At 48.8% G+C, this 20,228-nt stretch carries 15 protein-coding genes and 1 pseudogene; 6 read left to right on the plus strand and 10 right to left on the minus strand.

Annotated features, from left to right (window positions below; genetic code table 11):
• The first annotated feature begins 19 nt into the window (after positions 1-19).
• Genes N836_RS43900 through N836_RS43910 form a run of 3 tightly spaced genes read left to right on the plus strand, consistent with a single transcriptional unit; the run spans position 20 to position 2,137 of the window.
• Positions 20-1,018, plus strand: a complete 999-nt coding sequence (locus N836_RS43900) for an arsenic resistance protein (RefSeq protein WP_023070957.1) — start codon at positions 20-22, stop codon at positions 1,016-1,018.
• 15 nt (positions 1,019-1,033) lie between these two features.
• On the plus strand, positions 1,034-1,735 hold the full coding sequence (locus tag N836_RS43905) for a class I SAM-dependent methyltransferase (protein WP_023070958.1): 702 nt from the start codon (positions 1,034-1,036) through the stop codon (positions 1,733-1,735).
• A gap of 33 nt (positions 1,736-1,768) precedes the next feature.
• Positions 1,769-2,137, plus strand: coding sequence for a DsrE family protein (locus N836_RS43910; protein WP_023070959.1), 369 nt, complete (start codon positions 1,769-1,771; stop codon positions 2,135-2,137).
• 33 nt (positions 2,138-2,170) lie between these two features.
• Here the strand turns inward: N836_RS43910 and feoB are convergent, their stop codons facing one another.
• The 9 genes from feoB to hemF all read right to left on the minus strand — a co-directional run bounded on the left by feoB (position 2,171) and on the right by hemF (position 13,937).
• Positions 2,171-4,006: a ferrous iron transport protein B gene (gene feoB / locus N836_RS43915; RefSeq protein ID WP_023070960.1), complete on the minus strand. Its 1,836-nt coding sequence runs from the start codon at positions 4,004-4,006 to the stop codon at positions 2,171-2,173.
• Positions 4,007-4,083: 77 nt separating this feature from the next.
• A complete protein-coding gene (locus tag N836_RS43920; RefSeq protein ID WP_023070961.1) occupies positions 4,084-4,362 on the minus strand; it encodes a FeoA family protein in 279 nt (92 codons plus the stop codon).
• Positions 4,363-4,873: 511 nt separating this feature from the next.
• Positions 4,874-5,656 carry a sulfite exporter TauE/SafE family protein gene (locus tag N836_RS43925; protein ID WP_023070962.1) on the minus strand — a complete coding sequence of 261 codons (783 nt, stop codon included), beginning with the start codon at positions 5,654-5,656 and terminating at the stop codon, positions 4,874-4,876.
• Positions 5,657-5,689: 33 nt separating this feature from the next.
• Positions 5,690-6,388, minus strand: coding sequence for an MBL fold metallo-hydrolase (locus tag N836_RS43930; protein WP_023070963.1), 699 nt, complete (start codon positions 6,386-6,388; stop codon positions 5,690-5,692).
• Positions 6,389-6,762: 374 nt separating this feature from the next.
• Positions 6,763-7,878 carry an NAD(P)H-dependent flavin oxidoreductase gene (locus N836_RS43935; protein WP_023070964.1) on the minus strand — a complete coding sequence of 372 codons (1,116 nt, stop codon included), beginning with the start codon at positions 7,876-7,878 and terminating at the stop codon, positions 6,763-6,765.
• Positions 7,879-8,330: 452 nt separating this feature from the next.
• Positions 8,331-10,352 (minus strand): magnesium-protoporphyrin IX monomethyl ester anaerobic oxidative cyclase, encoded by a 2,022-nt coding sequence (gene bchE, locus N836_RS43940; RefSeq protein ID WP_031291665.1) that lies wholly within the window; start codon positions 10,350-10,352, stop codon positions 8,331-8,333.
• 47 nt (positions 10,353-10,399) lie between these two features.
• Positions 10,400-11,818, minus strand: a complete 1,419-nt coding sequence (hemN, locus tag N836_RS43945; protein WP_023070966.1) for an oxygen-independent coproporphyrinogen III oxidase — start codon at positions 11,816-11,818, stop codon at positions 10,400-10,402.
• Between the two features lie 80 nt (positions 11,819-11,898).
• Positions 11,899-12,660 carry a biliverdin-producing heme oxygenase gene (locus N836_RS43950; protein WP_023070967.1) on the minus strand — a complete coding sequence of 254 codons (762 nt, stop codon included), beginning with the start codon at positions 12,658-12,660 and terminating at the stop codon, positions 11,899-11,901.
• Positions 12,661-12,845: 185 nt separating this feature from the next.
• A complete protein-coding gene (gene hemF, locus N836_RS43955) occupies positions 12,846-13,937 on the minus strand; it encodes an oxygen-dependent coproporphyrinogen oxidase (RefSeq protein WP_023070968.1) in 1,092 nt (363 codons plus the stop codon).
• 202 nt (positions 13,938-14,139) lie between these two features.
• On the opposite strand from hemF, the gene acsF reads away from it, so the two are divergent.
• The gene (acsF, locus tag N836_RS43960; RefSeq protein WP_023070969.1) at positions 14,140-15,210 is read left to right on the plus strand and encodes a magnesium-protoporphyrin IX monomethyl ester (oxidative) cyclase; all 1,071 of its coding nucleotides are present in this window, start codon (positions 14,140-14,142) and stop codon (positions 15,208-15,210) included.
• Between the two features lie 157 nt (positions 15,211-15,367).
• On the plus strand, positions 15,368-16,081 hold the full coding sequence (gene hetL / locus N836_RS43965) for a heterocyst differentiation pentapeptide repeat protein HetL (protein WP_023070970.1): 714 nt from the start codon (positions 15,368-15,370) through the stop codon (positions 16,079-16,081).
• Positions 16,082-16,208: 127 nt separating this feature from the next.
• Here hetL and N836_RS74385 read toward each other — a convergent pair.
• A pseudogene (locus N836_RS74385) lies at positions 16,209-16,388 on the minus strand (IS701 family transposase); the annotation flags it as partial.
• 202 nt (positions 16,389-16,590) lie between these two features.
• Between N836_RS74385 and N836_RS43970 the strand changes: the two are divergent.
• Positions 16,591-20,187, plus strand: a complete 3,597-nt coding sequence (locus N836_RS43970) for an NB-ARC domain-containing protein (RefSeq protein ID WP_023070971.1) — start codon at positions 16,591-16,593, stop codon at positions 20,185-20,187.
• The last annotated feature ends 41 nt before the right edge of the window (positions 20,188-20,228 follow it).

Raw genomic sequence — 20,228 nt, forward strand, 5'->3', positions numbered from 1 at the left:
AACAAGGAGAATAATTGTCGTGTGGAAGGTATTAGGGTTCATCCAGAAAAATTTAGTCTGGTCTGTTCCTGTATTTATGATCGCGGGTCTGATCTTTGGTGCTGTCGCTAATCCGACTCCTCTGACAGCCTTGATTATTCCTCTGACTTTTCTCATGGTTTACCCCATGATGATTAATTTGCAAATTCAGAAGGTGCTATCGGGAGGAGACTATAAGGTCCAATTGCTCACCCAGCTGATTAATTTTGCGGTGATTCCGTTCTTTGCCTTTGGCATGGGAAGGCTATTTTTTGCGGACCAACCCCTGGTGGCCCTGGGGCTTTTGTTGGCCTCCCTGTTACCCACCAGCGGCATGACCATTTCCTGGACAGGCTTTGCCAAGGGCAATATTAGTGCGGCCATTAAGATGACGGTCATTGGATTGATTTTGGGCTCAATTGCCACACCCTTTTATGCCAAGTGGTTAATGGGGGCAGTGGTGGAGATTCCGTTGGCTAGTATTTTTAAGCAAATTATTATCATCGTTTTCTTACCCATGGTTTTGGGGTTTGTCACCCGGATCACACTGATTCAAATTGTTGGAGCAGATAAATATCAGAAAAACCTTAAGCAGAAATTCCCCGCTTTTTCCACATTGGGTGTTTTAGGGATCGTTTTTGTCGCAATGGCCCTGAAAGCCAAAGATATTATTGCCAATCCCCTAGTACTGCTTTCGTTTTTGATTCCCCTGGCGATCTTATATGTGGGGAATTTTCTCTTCAGCACACTCATCGGTAAGTTCTTCTTTAAGCGGGGAGATGCGATCGCACTAGTCTACGGTACTGTCATGCGTAACCTATCAATTGCATTAGCCATTGCCATGACCGCCTTTGGCAAAGAACAAGGATCTGAAATTGCCCTGATTATCGCCATGGCCTACATCATTCAGGTACAGGCAGCAGCCTGGTACGTTCGCTTTAGCGACAGAATTTTTGGCCCCGTTCCAGACTCCCAATCCACAATGCAACAATCAGCTTAGCCAACACCAAATACCATGCAATTTTCTCTCCTTTCTCAACTACAAAAGCGCTTGATGGCCTGGGGTATGGCAAAAGCAACGGCGGGCGATCTACGGGCGATCAAAGTAACAGGCTGTGAGCACCATGCCAATATGGGCGATCTCAAGCAGGCGCTTCTGAGTAATCTGCACGGTCATGTTCTAGAAATTGGTCCTGGGACCGGAGCGAATCTCAGCTATTACTCGACAGACATTCATTGGCTGGGTGTTGAACCGAACCGGTTTATGCATTCTTATCTACAAGAGGAGGCTAAACGACAGGGGTTGCAACAGGTTGAACTCCATGAAGGTACTGCCGAGAACTTACCCGCCAAGAGCAATACCATTGATACGGTGGTCAGTACCCATGTGCTCTGTTCAGTGAATCACTTAGAGCAGGCTATGGAGGAAATCCACCGGGTTCTTAAACCCGGTGGGACATTTATTTTCCTCGAACATGTCGCTGCCAAATCGAATACCTGGTCCCGTCACCTTCAAGATACGATTGCCCCTGCTTGGAAAACTTTGTTTGATAACTGTCATCCCAATCGTGAAATTTGGAAAGTCTTAGACGAAGCAGGGTTTGTCCCCATGGACTATGACCATTTTCAAATTCCATTTCCGATTGTTGGTCCTCATATTGCCGGCATAGCCACCAAACAGTTAGCCCCTGTAGGCAATGCCACAGTAACCCTGTGAGGCACTTAAGTTTTTGCATCAGGAGCGTATTTAATGGCGGCTACTACCAGAGATGGTCTATTTATTCACATTAGTCGAGGTGCAGAAAATCCTCAACGGATTTTGATGGCCCTGACATTAGCTGAAATGATGGCTGAGGATGAAGATGTCCTGATATTCTTTGATATCAAGGGAGTTGCAATTCCTCTCAAAGGCTCTAAGCCGATTGAATTTCGAGAGTTTGAATCCACCCAAACCTTACTTCCCAAGCTCATTGAAAAAGGCATACATATGTGTGTTTGTCCCATGTGTTTGAAAGTGGCTGGCCACAAGCCTGACGATCTGCTAGAGGGGGTTGAGCTCGCTGAGAAGCATACCTTCTTCAACTTTACTCAGGGGCGAATTTTGTCTTTAAACTACTGATGTTTGTCAAAGGACGTATGTGTTTAAGGCATATTAGTGCATCCCCAACAGTAAGGCACCTTGATAGAAGATAAAACTGGTAACCCAGGCGAGGATGAGCGAAAATCCCAGGGAAAAGAGGGTAAATTTCCAGGACCGTGACTCCTGCAGCAGGGTAGCCACGGTGGCCAAACAGGGGGTATAGAGCAGGCAAAAGATACAAAAGCTATATCCCTGAATAAAGGTGAGTTGTTCAGCCAGCGTTTGGCCAACGGTAGCATCATTTAATCCGTAGATCACCGCCAGAGAGCCCACGACGACCTCTTTAGCCACAAAGCCAAAGATCAGCGCCAGGGTTAGCTGAGGCTCAATACCAATCGGATCCATTACCGGGCTAAGCCATTGCCCAATCTGCCCGCCAAGGGTGTCTAACTCCGTTGACCCTATGGGTAAGTAGGTGACTAGCCACACGGCAATGCATCCTAACAGGATAAATCCCGAAGCTCGGGTGACAAAATCTCTGACTTCAATCCAGCTTCTCAGTACCACCTGGCGTAGGGTAGGAAAACGATAGGGTGGTAATTCTAAAACAAAGGGTTCGTTATGCTTGAACATCGGTTGGAACAGCACCGCCGTGATTAATGCAGCGACAAAACTGAGGAGATACAGCGAGAAAAGGGCGATCGCACCCCGGCCATCGGGAAAAACAGCGGCCAGAATAAAGACAAATACCTGCAACCGGGCTGAGCACAGCGAAAATGGAATCACCAGCATCGTTAACAGCCGCAGCGGCCGCGATCGCATCACCCGAGTGCCCATTAAAGCAGGCACATTGCAGCCAAAGCCCAGCATTTGTAGCACAAAGCTGCGACCATCCAGCCCCAGCTTTTCCATAAAGGCGTCCATCAAATACGCCGAACGAGACAAATAGCCACTATCCTCCAAAACTGCCATCAACATAAAAAACAACATAATCAGGGGGACAAAAGACGCCACCGTGGCAATGCCATTCCAAACACCGTTAATCACAAAATTCTGAATGATGTTCGGAAAAAAGCTCAGCAGCGGTTCAATCAGGTAAGCCTGGATGCCATCCGTTAGCTGCCCCATCACCCCCTGGGCAGGCAAACCCACCGTCCAAATCAACCAAAAGGCCAGGAAGAGGCCGAGAAAAAATAGCGGCAGTCCAAAAATCGGATGCAATAACACCTGATCTAATCGCGCCGTTAGGGTCATTGCCAACTGAGATGGCCAGCTCACAATATCGGCTAAGAGGGTCTTCATCTCAGCTGCGATCGCCATGTCATCATCACCCCAACAATCGTTGTCATGACGAATTCGATGCGCTAACAACGGTGCCGTTAATTGCTGGGCAATGGCGGCATAGGCTCTGCCGTAGCCCTGGCCGTACTTAGCACTGATTAGGAGAACCGGCACGCCCAACCGCTGGGCGAGCTGATCATCGTCAATGCGAATGCCATAGCGTCTGGCTTCATCGGCCATATTGAGGATAGCCAGCGTGGGGTAACCCAGGGCCTGCACCTGCAAGAGCAACCGTATTTGGCGCTCAATTTCAACCGCATTCAGGATAACAACAATTAAATCGATCGAAAAGTCATGGAGAAACTGTCGGACAACAGCCTCATCCTCTGAAAACCCCTTGAGATTATAAATACCCGGTAAGTCGACAAACTCTGTACAGATGCCACCCATTTCCACCTGAGCCTGCAGCAATGCCACCGTCATCCCTGGCCAGTTGCCCACAAACGCAGACGCTCCTGTAATCCGGTTAAAAAAGGTTGACTTACCCGTATTAGGCATGCCGATTAAGGCCACTCGCCTCACACCTTTTTCCGGTTGAATGGTTGTTGTTCTGCCCTGATGAACCATAACTGCACCAAAGAATACTTCAATCAAGTCAGCAAATGCCCACGCTGCAACCGTCAGGCACTGTCAAGTTATTGGTTCTATGGGCACAGGGTTTCAACATGGCGAACAACAATCTGTTCGGCCTCTTTGCGTCGAATGGCCACTTCCGTAGTCGCACCGACTCGAATATGGAGGGGACCGCCAAAGCCCACCTTGCGCAGCACCCTCACCGAACTATTCGCCATGAGTCCCAACCCAGCCAGACGGTAGACAAATGCCTGATTGTTGTGTCCAGAACTGACTTGATCAACAACGGCCAACTCACCACGCTGTAATTCGGATAACACCATAATCAGTTTAATGGTAATTATTTTCATTAATTATGGCAGAAAAGCGCGTCAAATGATCTGTTATTGAATGGATAAAAAACATTGTGAGAAAACAAATCACACGTTTTCTCCTGGTTAGGCAGCAGCGCCAGCAGCGGCCTTAGGGGATTGCACAAAAAAGTCCCAGGTTAAGACTGTAGATGGGCGGATGAGTGATGGGGTAACGGGGGAATTATCTAAGCACAGAAGCCTTAGGGATCAGGATTTTATCAGATCCAAAATGTTGTCTGCAGACAAAAGATAGGATTTTATTGAACCCTCATTCCTAAGGAATGAGGGTTCAATAAAATCCCAAATAACCTATGAAAATGAGATCACCTATCCCCTCCTGGGAGGGGCAATGGGGTGGGTTGGCCGTTAGCGCAAGTGACCAAAACCCACCCCGCCTGACCGGCACCCCTCCCGAGAGGGGAGAGATCGGCAAGTTATTAAATTCTCAACCCTTAGTAAAGTTGAAGCGCGATCTAAGATCTAATTTTGTCACAGAAGCGATGGCGACCTATCGCTTGATCAGAACAAAAATTGCGACAGCGAGAACAAAATAGCCAAATCCCTTTTGTAATTGCTTGGCATCAATCAATCGAGTCAGATAGGAGCCTGAAATTGTGCCAGTGCTGGCCGCTAATGTAAAGGAGGTGACTAAAGCCCAATCCACATTCACCTGGTTTAAGTAGCCCAGAAACCCTGTCGCTGACTTGGCGGCAATAATTAACAGTGAGGTGCCGATGGCTTCTTTCATGGGAATGCCGCCCAGTAATACTAAGGCGGGGATAATCATGAACCCACCCCCCACACCAACAAATCCAGTGAGCACCCCCACACCGATACCTTCTACAGGTATCAAGAGCCAATGATGGCCATGGTCTTTTTCTATAGCATTATCAATAGACATTCCAGCATGGGCTAAAGCCGATTTCGAATGGTTCTTGCGAATCATAAAAATACTCGCAATCACCATGACCAGGCCAAAACAAACTAGCTGAAAAGTCCCCGTAACAAACGGTAAGCCTGCAATCCGGGCTCCCATATAGGCACCGAGCATAGCGGCTGGTGTAAAAATTACGGCTATCTTCAGGTTGACATTACCCTGAAGCCAGTGGGGAATGGCACCAATCAGACTGACCGTGCCGACAATCACGAGACTCATTGCGATCGCACCCTTAGACCCCAAACCCATGACATACACCAGGATAGGCACTGCCAGGATAGAACCGCCGCCACCAATCAGCCCTAAACTTAGACCAATACAGACTGCTAAAAGATGACCAATTAACCAAATCATTAAGCAGGAAGTTCCTTTATATCAACAGCAATATCATGCTGTAACAACAACTTTTCCACATTGCTCATTGGCGGGAACCGCTTCCATAATTCTCTTAGGATCAGGCAAGTTGAGATTATTCATAAACTGGATGAAACTGGCCCGATCTTTGCCAACGAACCGAGGATTAAAACATTTCTCTTCGCCAATCGTAGAGACCGTCTGGCCTTTATAGTCATGGCCTGGATAAACAAGTGTCTCGTCTGGCAACGTGAACAGTCGCTGGGTCACATGGTCGTAGAGCGTACCGGCATCACCACTCTGAAAATCTGTACGCCCACAGCCGCGAATAAATAAGGCATCCCCCGTCAACACATGAGTGCCATTCACCAGATATGACATATGGCTATCAGTGTGACCATGGGTTTCAATCGCTTGAATATTAACGTTACCAACCACCAGGATCTCATCATGGTGGAGATAGCGGTTGGCACAGGCCGCATTCGCATTCTGGGGGACAACGCCTGCGCACCCAGTTAACTCTCGCAGCTTACCCGTACCTGTGATGTGGTCAGCATGGATATGGGTCTCCAAGCAATATTTCAGCACCAATTCTAATTCATTCAAGAGCCTATAATCACGTTCCACTTGCTCTAGAACTGGATCAACGAGCGCTGCCTCTCGGGTCACCAAATCTGCAATCAAATAGGTATAGGTCCAGGTTGATTGATCAAACAACTGACGAAACAACATCGTTTGTACCTCATTCTGCTTGCAAAAATCTATAAAAAAGCAACGGCTACATCCCAGGACTAGACATCACCAACAACAAACAGGATCGCGACGACCACGACTAAAGAAAAAACTGCAAGGTAAGCTTGAACCATGTTATTAGCACCGACTTAATCCAGAAGAGTAAACACAATAGCAATTGATTTATCAAAATCAATCTTATGTACAAGAATATATCACCATATAGTAATTTAATCAAATATTAAGTATTGGATGTGGCGCAAGCGGCAAAGTATCCGAGCACGGTGCTAACAGCCATGGTATTGTCCCAGCATCGGACTTCGGGTTTGTAGATGCCCCATGGGGTTCTCGTCTTGTGCTCAGTGCCAGTGCAGTCAAGTCAACTGCACTGGTGACGGTGTAACCAGTTCTTCCATGAGCTCGGCAACTGACATCATGCGTTGCGATCTACCCGCATTTGTACCGGCAAAAATTAACCCGGTTTCAATATCCCCCCGAGCGGCCCGATCCAGGGCTCGCAGAATGCAATAGGTCTCGTGCTGATCGCGAAATTTACAGCTCTTAAGACAATTAGCAAGGCATTTTCCTCGAGGATTGGGGGTGCCGGCCATAATCTTTTCGGCAAAGGGGTTGAGTAAAGCGCGCCCTGGTAAACCCACCGGGCTGGGTACCAACCTCACATCCTCCGGGCTGGCATTGAGATGAAATTCCTTGTAACGACGATCGGCGTCACATTCATGGGTTGTAATAAACCGAGTGCCAATTTGCACGCCCTTGGCCCCTAGAGCCAGCGCCTGAACGATATCATGGTGATCCCAAATGCCACCAGCGGCAATCACAGGCATGGGAGTCTCAAACTCGTCTTTTAGGTAAGAAACCAGTGCGGGAATGACAGCCGTTGCCGCCCACTCCGGATCGTTAAGGGTGTCTGCCGTCGCCCCCAGATGGCCACCCGCTAACTGAGGATCTTCCACGATAAACGCATCGGGCAAGCGGTCTTGCTGCCGTTGCCATTTACGACAAATCAATTTGGCGGCGCGAACGCTAGAGACAATGGGGATCAGCGCCACTTCTGGATGATCCTTGGTATGGGCTGGTAATTGCAACGGCAAACCAGCGCCGGCAACAATGACGTTTGCACCGTGCTCAACAGCGGTCCGTACCAACAGTTCGTATTCACGGGCAGCCACCATGATATTCACCCCGATAATCCCCGTCGGACTCAGGCGGCGAGCCGTGTTTAATTCATCGATTAAGGCCAATCGGCTGGCGGTTAGAAATTGATGGTGACGCTTTTTAGGATTGGGTTCATCAGCATCGAAATAGGGAGAATTCAGCCCTAACCCTGAGGCTGAAATGATGCCGATACCTCCTTCGTTAGCAACGGCAGCGGCTAAGGAAGCACAGGAAATCCTCACCCCCATACCACCCTGAATAATGGGATAACGAGCAATGTATGAACCAATTTGAAGAGAGGGAAATGCGTTCATCGGTTTAGTTTTATTGGCTAAGGAATGGGGAGTAAACAGTGTTGACTTTGCTGATGTTCGGATAGCCCTCACCCCAGCCCTCTCCCAGGGGGAGAGGGAGCCAGATTCAAAGTCCTTCTCCCAGGGGGAGAAGGATTTAGGATGAGGGCGAAAAGCTGGACATTAATAAATTCTGATTCCTAAGCTTGACTTTATCCATTCGTACAATCGTTACAGAACGATAAATTCAGGGTTCTAGCATTTGTTGAGATATTTTCTGCATGTCACAGGGGGTAACTAACATAGCTAAAAGAAAAGCTTGAAAAGTCGTCGTAACTACTGTGCTTTCCTGGGAAACTCTCTAGCCATTTGGACAAAGGCGAGCTAAGGTCGTTACGTAGATTACTGAGACGAGCGCTGTTACCCGCTTTGGACTAGATTCACTTGAGTAATCAGGTCCGAGCGGATAGAAATTAGGGACTGGATGCCACACTAGAAGACTTGGCTGATGGGACTGTTGACACTTGGGGATTCAGGACTATCTCATCGAATTGGCAGGTGTGAATGATCTGAGCCAGATGCTCCATTGAGCTGCCGTGTGGGCTATGGGCGACTTTCACGGAGTCAATGTCTGGCAAGGATGTGGGGTCATCCGTCAAGATCAGCAGCCGGAAAGATTGGCAGCTATTTTGTTGCTGAACCCGTTGCATAAACTCCGAGAGGGACATATCCGGCAGCGGCTCGGAGACGATGACGACGTCAACAACGATGGAGTCTAATAATATCAGTCCTGTTTCACCGTTGGTGGCTTCACTGGCAATTTCGATGCCAGCTTGCGATCGCAATCCTTTCCGCAAAGCAATACGCGCCGCTTCATCCCCATCCACAATCACCACTTGCACATCGTCTATGGCACCGTTAGCAGACTCACTCACCTCTGCTGCTGGCGCGCCACAGGCAGAAACGTCACTCGCGAACTCAACATCTGCCAGTTTGGCCGCCTTGAGCCGAATCATATCTTCAGCAGAGAGAATCCGAGATTGATCAAAGCCCAGCTCAATCTCCGCATGCATCCCTTTACGCTTCACCCGTTTGAGATTATAGAAACGCTGATTGAGGGTGGTTTGTACAAACGCCCATAAACATCCCAACAAATAGCGTCGCTTAAACGGATCACGGGTAAACCAATATTCCAAAAACTTCCAGCCATAGAAGCGAGCATAGTTGCGCAGAACCCCCTTCAGCACCGCTTCTCGCGTCATATTGTCGGGCTTGATAATGGGCGTCACAAAGTTGTAATGAGAAAAGTCTCGCACTTCGACCTTATCTTCGAGGTCTTGAAACAGTTCTGCAAACGGCCAGGGCGTAAACATATTCCAATTGGTCATGTCTGACTTCCAGTCCCGAGCCATGCGGTAGGTTTCTTCAATAGTCTCAGGGGTTTCATTCGAGAGGCCCATAATGAACTGCACCTCCGCCACAATGCCATTGTCACGCAGTAGTTTTACCGCCCGTTTATTATCGGCAATGGTGGTTTCCTTACGAAAGACATCGAGGTTTAATTGGGCCGCTGCTTCTGTCCCCAGCGACACGTGGACCAGACCAGCTTTACGGTACAGCGGCAGTTCGGCCTCATCCCGCAAGATATCGGTCACCCGAGTATTAATGCCCCAATGAACACCCAGGTTGCGATCTATCAGTTCTTCACACAGACTGACAAAGCGAGCCTTACTGATGGTGGGCTCCTCATCGGCCAGGATGAAAAATCCTATATTGTGTTCTTTGACCAGGTGCTCAATTTCATCCACAAATAGCTTGGGCTTCCGGGCCCGGTACTTCCGCCAGAACTTCCACTGGCAGCAAAACCGACAGCGAAAAGGACAGCCCCTGGCAAAATTAGGCACGGCCACCCGCACATTTAGGGGTGTGTAGATGTATCGGTCCCAATCCAGTAAGGTCCAATCGGGGGAGAGCGTATTTAGATCACGAATCGGCGGATGGGCCGGTGTGACCACCACCTGACCGGCATCATCTAAATAGGCCAGGCCCAAAATTGACTCACGGTCCTGAGAGTCTCGGCCCTCGGCAATGGCTCGAACTAAGTTGACGCTAATTTCTTCTCCTTCCCCCCGAATGATGTAGTCCACCCAAGGGGCTTCTTGCAACACCTCACGGTACATATAGGTGGGATGGATACCGCCCATAATTGCGATCGCATCAGGGCACACAGATTTAGCAATCCGCAGGGTGTCCTGGGATTTATAAATCATCGGGGTGATCGCTGTGGCCATGACAATATCGGGCTGATGTTGCTGAATCAGAACAGCCAGGGCCTCATCCTCGATATAGTTGGTCATGGCATCAATAAAGCGGATGTCATCAAAGCCCGCTTGCTTGAGAGCTCCCCCGACGTAGGGCACCCAACTAGGTGGCCAATTGCCTGCAATTTCAGCCCCACCTGAATGGTAGTTGGGTTGAATCATAAGGATACGCATACAGGGTCCTCCTGATATCAAAAGGGTGCAGTGATTGTGAACGGCAATCAAACCGACTGGGAGAATTGACGAATTTTGCGATCTCGCAAGTAGGTATCGAACACGGCGGCAATGTTGCGTACCAGCAAACGTCCAGCAGGGGTGACCTCAATATGATTCGGTGTCAGCCGCACCAGACCATCTGCAGCCAGGGTTTCTAAATCTCGACGTTCGCGCGCAAAATACGTATCAAAATCCTGCTCAAAATTGAGGTGATATTTCTCTTCAATCGCGCCTTTCGATAGCTCAAACTGACACATTAATTCCATGATCACGGCCCGTCGTAAAATGTCATCCTGGCTGAGGGCAACACCGCGTTCAATCGGGAGTTGGTGAGTGCTAACCTGTCCCCCTGGCGCGATGGCATCATAAAATCCCTTCAGCTGTTTATGATTCTGGGTATAAACATTTTGGAACATGCTAATGGCCGTCATGCCAAAGGCCAGCAGATCGGACTCTGGCTGGGTAGTATACCCTTGAAAGTTGCGGTGTAGCTGCCCCGTTTGTTGCGCTATGGTCAATTCATCATCTGGTTTCGCAAAATGATCCATGCCAATAAACTGATAGCCACGGTGAGTCAGCTGATCAATGGTCATGTGCAAAATATCGAGCTTTTCCGATGGAGACGGCAATGTGGCCGGATCAATATGTTTCTGCTGCACCGGTAACATGTGCGGTAAATAGGCAAAGTTAAACACCGCAATCCGGTCTGGATCTAGGGATAGGGTTTTAGTAATAGTGTCGCTAAATGTGGCCAGGGTTTGGTAGGGCAGACCATAGATCAAGTCAACATTAACACTGTCAAAGGCCGCCTCTCGCATCCAGTCCATCACCTGGAACAGCACTTCTTCTGGCTGTAGCCGATTAATTGCCGCCTGGACCTGGGGATTAAAATCTTGGATGCCAAAGCTAATCCGATTAAAACCAAGCTCTCGCAGCCCCAGAACATAATCGCGGCTAAGGGAGACGGGATTCACTTCAATCGAAATTTCAGCATCCTGAGCAAAGGAAAAATGCTGGTGTAATACCTGCCATAGAAGCTTTACCTGCTCCAGGGTGAGATAATTGGGAGTACCCCCACCCCAGTGGAGCTGGTTAACAACTCGGTTTGCATCCGTCCGAGCCGCAACCTGCTCAATATTGCAAATGAGAGCATCGAGATAGGCATGAGTCGCCGCCGCATTCTGGGTGACAATGGTATTACACCCACAGAAGTAGCAGGCACTCTGGCAAAAGGGAATATGACAGTAGAGAGAAAGCGGTGTCTTTTGATAATTGCCGGTGGCAAAGGCCGCATCAACCGATCGGGCATCAAAGTTCTCTGTGAGCTCAGTCGCTGGCGGATAGCTGGTGTAGCGGGGCAGAGGCTGATTATATTTTTGAATTAAATCGGCATTAAATTCAACGGTTTGAAGCAAAGATTTCATTGTCTAAGCAGATTTAAGGGCTAAAAAAATCCCCCTTGCGGGGGATTGGAGGTCCATAAGAGAGGAGGAATCCTGAGGAGTTATTCTGCAGACACCAATTCAGAGATCTGTTCAGAAGACCGATGATGGCGATGTTCCGTACTACCCGGCTTATCCTGACGAGTAATCAGATCAAATACATGATCGCCAATGGCTGCTTTCACCAATGGCTCCAGCCCATGCATGACATCGCGATTGAGCTGAAATGCTAGATTGGCCTCATCCACAATTTGGTGTGCCAGGCTCTTTTCAATCGGCAGGGAATTGAGCGCAGTCCTATATTTTTCCTTAAAGGCACGCCGAGCTTCCACCGTTGGGATATCGACAAATTCATAGAAGGCGGTGCCGACACCCTCTGGTAATTCAAGGGCTGAGCGAATAATCGCCTTTAAGCCCTGCCCTCCGGAGAGATCGCCCATGTAGCGAACATAGGCGTGGGCCACCAGTAACGAAGGATTCTGGTTGGATAGCTCCCGAATGCGTTTCACATAATGGACGCCTTCGGGGGAGGCCGTAATCTCATTACGCCAATTGTCACCATAGTAAAAGGCGAGATCTTTTTCCAATTGAGACACTCGCTCTAACAAGGAAAAATACATCGGACCCACTACGGAATGATGGGCATGACAGCGTATTTCTTCTTCTAGGGCGCTATATACAAAGTATAGGTTGGCCACCAATTGACGAAAGGGTTCTCTTTCCACAATCCCCTTGAGAAAACATTTCATATAAGCCGTATTTTCTGCCAGGGTATGGGACTTTTGAGTGCCTTCTCGCAGACAGGATGCTAAATTATGGTCCATTGGAAATAACCTCAAATGATGAATGTTGCTCAAACAAAAACGATCTTCAAAAGAACGTCTGGAAGAAAAAAGGCAAGGGATAGTAAAGCTGCTTACTCAGGAGTTGGGAGCCCTCCTTCGCATCTACAGATGATTGATTGGAGATTCTCATCGTTGTCCCTTGCCAGGAAACTTTGGTAATGCTATTAAGGTGTCGGCACCCAGTTCACCCAATCCTGGGGCTTAAGAAAGAAATTCGTCAGATCAGCCTCTGGAGTATCGGCTGTGGGCTCGTAACCATACTGCCAGCGAGTTAGGGGCGGCAGCGACATCAAAATGGACTCAGTTCGACCGTTGGTTTGTAGACCAAATACGGTACCCCGGTCATACACCAGGTTAAATTCGACATAGCGTCCCCGGCGGTAGAGCTGAAACTCTCGTTCCCGTTCGCCATAGGGTTTATCCTGATTGCGTTCGGCAATGGGTAGATAGGCGGGCAAAAACGCATTACCGCAGCTTTGCACAAAGGCAAACCAATCTTCCCAACTTTGGGTAACGGGGCCTACCTGCTGACTGTAGGTAGCCGCATCCCCAGTTAAATTAGGACCGGAGTAGAGATTACCGCGATAGTCCAGGTAGTCAAAGAAGACACCGCCCACACCCCGCGCTTCTTTACGATGCTTGAGATAAAAATATTCATCGCACCAACGCTTAAACGCAGGATAGAACTCAGGATGATGCACATCGCAGGCCTGCTTGAGGGTGGTATGGAAGTGAACCACATCCTCCACGGTGGGATAGTAGGGGGTTAGATCGACGCCACCGCCAAACCACCATACGGGGCCGGCTTCAAAGTAACGGTAGTTGAGGTGCACGGTGGGCACATAAGGATTACGCGGATGCAACACCATGGAGGTACCCGTCGCATAATATTCATGGCCCGCCGCCTCCGGACGTTGGCTGAGGATGGCTGGCGGTAGGGTATCTCCCCACACTTCTGAAAAATTAACACCCCCCTGTTCAAACACTCGCCCATTTTGAATCACACGGGTGCGGCCACCGCCACCACTGTCACGCTGCCAGTTATCTTCTTGAAATTTTGCCTGGCCATCTAATTGCTCTAGGGCAGAACAGATATTATCCTGCAACGTTTTTACATATTGCTTGAAGCGCTGGCGACTATCGCTGGGTGGCAATGGGGGGGAACCGGAGATAGCCGCAGCTGCATTAGCCTGCGATCGCTTAACTTGAAGACTCATGGGTAAATCTTTTTCAACAGGTTTTGCTTTAATCACCATATAGCGATTAAGTAATTACATTCTGTTTTTAGTTTCAAAACTTTACTTTTTGAGACCGACATTATTGCCTATAGAGGAGCAGACCCATGGAAACCATGGCCAAAAAATAAAAATATGTGAAACCTAGTGTATCTAGGTCAGATCATATTATTCTTTTAATACCTATAAAGTTATGAATGGATATTTGAGGTAGAAAAACTCTATGGTCAGTACTACTCCATCCGCTGCCAAGCTTGCCACGGGTCCAAAATCCCAGGTTGAAGAGAACCTGCTGACGCCACGTTTTTACACCACCGACTTTGAGAAGGCGGCGGCGTTAGATCTTTCGGCAGGCGAGGTGGATTTACAGGCAATGCTATCGGAAATGAGGGCTGACTATAATCGTCATCACTTTGTGCGCAACGAGGACTTTAAGCAAACCTGGGATCATATTCAGGGAGAAGAGCGACAGGCATTTGTAGATTATCTGGAGCGCTCCTGTGTTTCTGAGTTTTCGGGATTTCTGTTGTTTAAGGAATTATCTCGCAAGCTCAAGAACCGCAGTCCAATGCTGGCAGAAATCTTTGCACTGATGGCCCGAGATGAAGCCCGCCATGCTGGCTTTTTGAATAAGGCGATGGCAGATTTTAATATCTCCTTAGACCTTGGCAAACTCACTAAAAAGCGAAACTATACGTTTTTCCCAGTGGAGTGGATTATCTATGCGGTCTATCTATCCGAGAAAATTGGCTACTGGCGCTATATTCTGATTCATCGGCATTTAGAACAGCAGCCTGAGAATCGCTTCTATCCGCTGTTTAATTATTTTGAAAGCTGGTGTCAGGATGAGAACCGCCATGGCGATATCTTTAAAGCGTTGTTGCGATCGCAACCCAACATGTGGAAAACCTGGCAATCTCGTCTCTGGAGCCGCTTTTTTCTACTCTCCGTCTTTGCCACCCACAGTCTCACTGTCCACGAACGCACCAAGTTTTATGAAACGCTGGGTCTCGACGCCACCCAGTTTGATATCGACGTTATCCGCGAAACCAACAACACCTCAGCCCGTGCATTCCCTGTGATTCTGAATGTCGATCATCCTGAATTCTTTAAGCGACTGGACCGATGCGCTGCCCGCAATCTAAAAATGAAAGCCATTGCCGAAGGATCAGCCCCTAAAATTTGGAAAATCTTGAGAAAGGCTACCCTGGTGACCAGCACCCTAGGGGATCTGTTGTATCTTTATCTGCTCCGCCCCATTGATGCCGAAGCCATGAGAGAAACGGTACGATAGAACAAAGTGGAGAACCCACACGAGCTCTCAATCTGGGTGAAATAACTCCTAGTACTCGGAAATATCCAATGACTTCCATGGTTGTTCTCATCCATGGAAGTTTGCTAAGCGATCCGGTAGTTCATGCTAATTTAAAGAATTCACTCCCTATACAGCTATGGACAGCAATGAACTTCTCAGTGCCTATAATGTTGGTAAACGCGATTTCTCTGGATTGAGACTTTTAGAGCTTGAGCTGCTTCAACTTGATTTAAGCGATATTAACCTGAGTAACTCTGACTTAAGACAGTCGCGCTTGGGGCGTACACACTTTTGTCGTGCTAATTTTGAGGATAGCAACCTGAGTGAATCCATTCTCTGGGGCAGTGATTTACGCAATGCTAATTTGAAGCATGCACAGCTGCGAGAAACAGACTTAAGTAGTGCACTTTTGAATGACGCCACCTTAGAGCAGGCCAATCTGGTTAAAGCGAGCTTATGTGGAGCAAACTTGAGCAATGCCAACTTAAGAATGGCTTGCTTATTTGATGCTGATTTACGTTCAAATACAGACCAGAGGACCGATCTAGGACATGCCAATCTCAGTCAGTCAGAGCTAAGTTACGCGCTTTTAAGCGGTGCAATTCTCCGAGGTGCTGATTTATCTCAGGCTAAATTATGCCGCGCTAAATTAGCCAAAGATTATCGGCCTGGGAGTTTCCCTACTGATCTTAGCGAGGCTAATCTACAAGGGGCTGACCTCAGCTATGCTGATTTGACCGGAGTCAATCTCAAAGAGGCTGATCTAACGGGTGCTGACCTAACGGGTACATTACTGCATCAGGCAAATCTGTACCAGGCAACTATGCCAAATGGGCAGCGCTATGATTAATATCTCTGGTACTTAGAGAGTATATATAGAAATACCCATTGAGAAATAGAAGTACCCATTGAGAAAAACCTATTAATGGTGTCAAGCCCAGGTGGCTTCAGTTACATGAGCCAGAATAAGCTACCGTCGGTTTAATGCTCCACGGCTTAACGTCGAGCACCATCTCTCTAAAATAGTCATTCTTGGTTTTGCCCTCCCGTTGATCGTCAATGCAAAAGTCGATGGGATACGAATGACCGCATAGATCGGTGTAGTACAAGGTGATTAGATTAATCCCTTTGACCGTCCGTTTATGTTTACCCGACCAATTGATATAAGGGGTAACCTGTTCGATCAAGGTAAGATTTAGTCAGTTCTTAGGGATCAGGATTTTATCAGATCCAACAATGTTGTCTGCATAGGCATGCCATGGCACGCCTGTACGGCAAAAGATAGGAGCTAGTTGAATCCTCATTCCTTAGTCAGTTTTGACGTGTTGGTGCCGTGGTCGAGGGGGCTTAGTTAGCAGCATGACAACTACAGAACTCATCCTTAATGCGGCCAATACAGCTGTCTTTACTGAAACGGGACGCTACCTATCTGATGTGGAAACAGCGATTATTACAGGCGCGATCGCAAACCGCACCTACGAGCAAATCGCCGCAGATTCCGGCTATTCCATCAACTATCTGAAACGGGACATTGGCCCCAAGCTATGGCGAGTCCTGTCTGAGGCCCTCGGGGAAAAAGTTAGCAAAACCAACTTCCAGCAGGCCCTGCATCGCTACCAAACTCCAGTGGAGACAGCCACTAGCCCTGGTGCAGTGAAGTTGCCAGCCCCACCGCCAGCCAAACAGCCCGATATCGATTGGGGAGAGGCCCCCGATGTATCTTTCTTCGTGGGGCGCACCCATGAGCTGGCTACACTCTCCCATTGGATTTTGCAGGATAACAGCCGTCTGGTAGGGCTTTTGGGGCTGGGGGGAATTGGTAAAACCACCCTGGCCGCTAAGCTGGTGCAACAGCTGCAGCATAACTTTGAGATTGTTGTTTGGCGTAGTTTACGCAATGCCCCATCCCTGGGAACTCTCTTAACCCAGTGGGTGCCTCTCCTGTCCCAGCAGCGGGATGCTCGCCCCCGACTTGATGCGCTATTGCAACATCTGCGGGCTCATAAATGCCTACTAGTGTTGGATAATCTAGAAACGATTTTGCAACCCCAACCCCTGGGCTCTTTTCGGACTGGCTATGAAGATTATGAACAACTGCTGCAAATGGTGGGAGACACTCCGCACCAGAGCTGCTTAATTATTACCAGCCGAGAAAAACCGGAGGTGTTGGCTACCCAGGAAGGGGCGGCACTAGCGGTGCGATCGCAAATTGTCCCTGGCATGGCAACAGAGGCCACCGCCCTAATGACCGCAAAGGGATTAGCCGGTTCCACCGCTGATTGCCAAACATTAATTGCCACCTATGGCGGTAATCCCCTGGCCCTCAAAATTGCCGCTACCTCCATTCAGGATCTGTTTGACAGCAACATTAATCTGTTTTTAGAGCAGGATACCCCCCTGTTTAATGGAGTGCGTACCCTGCTTGCCAAACAGTTTGCGCGGCTGTCGGCACTGGAAAACACCCTGATGTACTGGCTCGCCATTAATCGGGAGTGGACTACGGTCACAGACTTACATGAAGACGTAGTCCCCCCCGTCTCCAAAGGACGGATTTTGGATGCCCTAGAAGCCCTCTGTCGGCGCAACCTACTGGAAAAACGAAAGGGACGTTACACCCAACAGCCCGTCATTATGGAATATGTCTGTGGGTGTCTCATTGAACAAATTGTCAGTGAATTAACCACGGGGAACCTTGATTTATTAACTCGCCATGCCCTGGTGAAAACAACAGTGGTGGAATATGTCCGCGACAGCCAGCAACAGCTAATCTTAGGACCCATTGCCCAAGAATTCAGCCGCGTCTGCACGCCCCTTCCGGCGCTAGAACAACAAATACATCACCTACTCGCCAGGTTACGGCAGTTAGGGCTCCAGGGCTCAGGCTATGGTGGCGGTAATGTCATCAATATTTGTCATCACCTAGGACTACCTCTTGCCAACTTCGATTTTTCCAATCTCAAGATTTGGCACGCCTGTCTACAGCAAGTGGAGCTGCATGATGTTAACTTTGCCCATAGCGATCTGACAAAATCTCTTTTTACAGAGACATTTAGCAATATCTTGTCCGTAGCGTTTAGTCCAGACGACCAGCTGCTGGCCAGTTCAGATACCCAGGGGAATATTTACCTGCGAGAGATGCCCTACGGGCAAATAAAGGCTGTCTATTCAGCTCACCTCACCTGGATTTGGAAAGTTGCTTTTAGCCCAGATGGCCGCTGGCTAGCCAGTGGGTCCTATGACGGGATGGTGAAAATATGGGATGTGACAACCGGGCGGTGTGTAAACAGCCTCAACCATGGCCCCCCCGTTGGCTATATTGCCTGGAGTCCGGATGGTACGCAGGTGGCTAGTGTCGGCTTGGGTCCCTGCTTCAATATCTGGGATGTCGAAACTGGAGCACTGGTCAACACATTGAATATCAATGCCCCCCGTCTTGCCTTCGTGGCTTGGGGAAAATGTAGAACATCGTCAGGGGATACCTGTAGTCTTTTAGTCTATCCTGATGGCGACCGTAGAATTTTGATCTGGGATGCGACATCAGGAAAACAGCTGCGGGCGTTATCCGGTCACACGGCTCTGGTGTGGTCAGTTGCCCTCAATAGTGAGGGCACACTGTTAGCGAGCAGCGCCCAGGACGGCACGATTAAGATCTGGGATTTGGTAACCAATGAATGCATTCAGACATTGCACAGTCACTGGGGAATTGCCTGGTCGTTGACCTTTAGCCAGGATGGTCATATGCTGGCGGCCAGCTGTCAAAATGCAGTGGTGGAACTGTGGGAAACGGCCACAGGAAAATTGTTAAAGGTTTTCCAGGGACATATCAGTAATGTCTGGTCCGCTGCCTTTAATCAAACGGGAGACATCCTGGCCAGTGGGGGAGATGATCAAGCTATCAAACTATGGAACACTAAAACGGCAGAGTGTTTACAAACCTGGCAGGGCTATAGCTTAGCGATTTGGGATATCAGCAGCATTGGCCCACACCTGGTAGCCGCCCATCAAGACGGCACCATTCGCTTATGGGAGACCGCTACTGGCATCTGTTGCCACACAATCCAGGCCCACAGCAGTCTGATCTGGGCCATTGCCTCTAGCCCGAACGGTCAAACTCTCGCCAGTGCTTCGCAAGATAAAACCGTCAAGCTATTCAACCTTGAAACCGCTCAGTGTATTCTCATTTTTGAAGAACATCTTAATCTCGTCCTGGCCGTCGCCTGGAATTCTAGCGGGAAAAAGCTAGCCAGTGCCTCTGTTGATAGCACCGTCAAAATTTGGGAGGCGGATACAGGGGAATGTCACCACACTCTGAAACATCAATTTATTGTGAACAGCGTTGCCTGGCATGAGACCGACGACATCTTAGCCAGTGGTGTTCAGGTGGGGCCGATTTACATATGGGATGGTAGCACTGGAGAATGTCTGCAGACCTGTGAAGGGCATACAGGAACCGTATATACCCTCGCATTTGCACCAGCAACTGTTGCGGATCTTATCGGCTGTCAACACTTGCTGGCCAGCAGTTCTGACGATGGCTTAGTGAGGCACGGCGCACTGAAGCTCTGGGATTGGCGATCGGGAACATGCTTGAAAACCTTGGAACATCCAGCCCAGATCTGGTCAATCGCCTGGCATCCTGACGGACGTTGGTTGGCCAGTGCGTCCCAAAATGGAACGGTGCGATTATGGAATGTGGTTACTGGCAATTGCGATCGCATCCTCAATTGTCATGACGATGAAGTGAGAGGAGTCACCTGGAACTCCGATGGCACCTGGTTGGCTACCTGTAGCTTGGATGAAACCGTTCGGCTATGGAGCCCTGAAACGGGAGAGTGTCTGAAAACTCTCAGGGCTAAGCGTCCCTACGAAGGCATGAACATTACTGGGGTAACAGGGTTAACAGATTCTCAAAAAGCAATTCTAAAAAATCTGGGCGCTATGGAAATGCAGGGATAGGGTGCCACAAACAGACTATTTTTCCGATCACCAGAAGCCTT

The sequence above is a fragment of the Leptolyngbya sp. Heron Island J genome (assembly GCF_000482245.1).
Classification (GTDB): domain Bacteria; phylum Cyanobacteriota; class Cyanobacteriia; order Phormidesmidales; family Phormidesmidaceae; genus Leptothoe.

Excerpts from the sequence above, each read along its gene's own strand:
- N836_RS43905 (WP_023070958.1), top strand. The coding sequence starts at position 1,034 with ATGCAATTTTCTCTCCTTTCTCAACTACAAAAGCGCTTGATGGCCTGG.
- N836_RS43910 (WP_023070959.1), top strand. The coding sequence starts at position 1,769 with ATGGCGGCTACTACCAGAGATGGTCTATTTATTCACATTAGTCGAGGT.
- feoB (WP_023070960.1), bottom strand. The coding sequence starts at position 4,006 with ATGGTTCATCAGGGCAGAACAACAACCATTCAACCGGAAAAAGGTGTG.
- N836_RS43920 (WP_023070961.1), bottom strand. The coding sequence starts at position 4,362 with ATGAAAATAATTACCATTAAACTGATTATGGTGTTATCCGAATTACAG.
- N836_RS43925 (WP_023070962.1), bottom strand. The coding sequence starts at position 5,656 with ATGATTTGGTTAATTGGTCATCTTTTAGCAGTCTGTATTGGTCTAAGT.
- N836_RS43930 (WP_023070963.1), bottom strand. The coding sequence starts at position 6,388 with ATGTTGTTTCGTCAGTTGTTTGATCAATCAACCTGGACCTATACCTAT.
- N836_RS43935 (WP_023070964.1), bottom strand. The coding sequence starts at position 7,878 with ATGAACGCATTTCCCTCTCTTCAAATTGGTTCATACATTGCTCGTTAT.
- bchE (WP_031291665.1), bottom strand. The coding sequence starts at position 10,352 with ATGCGTATCCTTATGATTCAACCCAACTACCATTCAGGTGGGGCTGAA.
- hemN (WP_023070966.1), bottom strand. The coding sequence starts at position 11,818 with ATGAAATCTTTGCTTCAAACCGTTGAATTTAATGCCGATTTAATTCAA.
- N836_RS43950 (WP_023070967.1), bottom strand. The coding sequence starts at position 12,660 with ATGGACCATAATTTAGCATCCTGTCTGCGAGAAGGCACTCAAAAGTCC.
- hemF (WP_023070968.1), bottom strand. The coding sequence starts at position 13,937 with ATGGTGATTAAAGCAAAACCTGTTGAAAAAGATTTACCCATGAGTCTT.
- acsF (WP_023070969.1), top strand. The coding sequence starts at position 14,140 with ATGGTCAGTACTACTCCATCCGCTGCCAAGCTTGCCACGGGTCCAAAA.
- hetL (WP_023070970.1), top strand. The coding sequence starts at position 15,368 with ATGGACAGCAATGAACTTCTCAGTGCCTATAATGTTGGTAAACGCGAT.
- N836_RS43970 (WP_023070971.1), top strand. The coding sequence starts at position 16,591 with ATGACAACTACAGAACTCATCCTTAATGCGGCCAATACAGCTGTCTTT.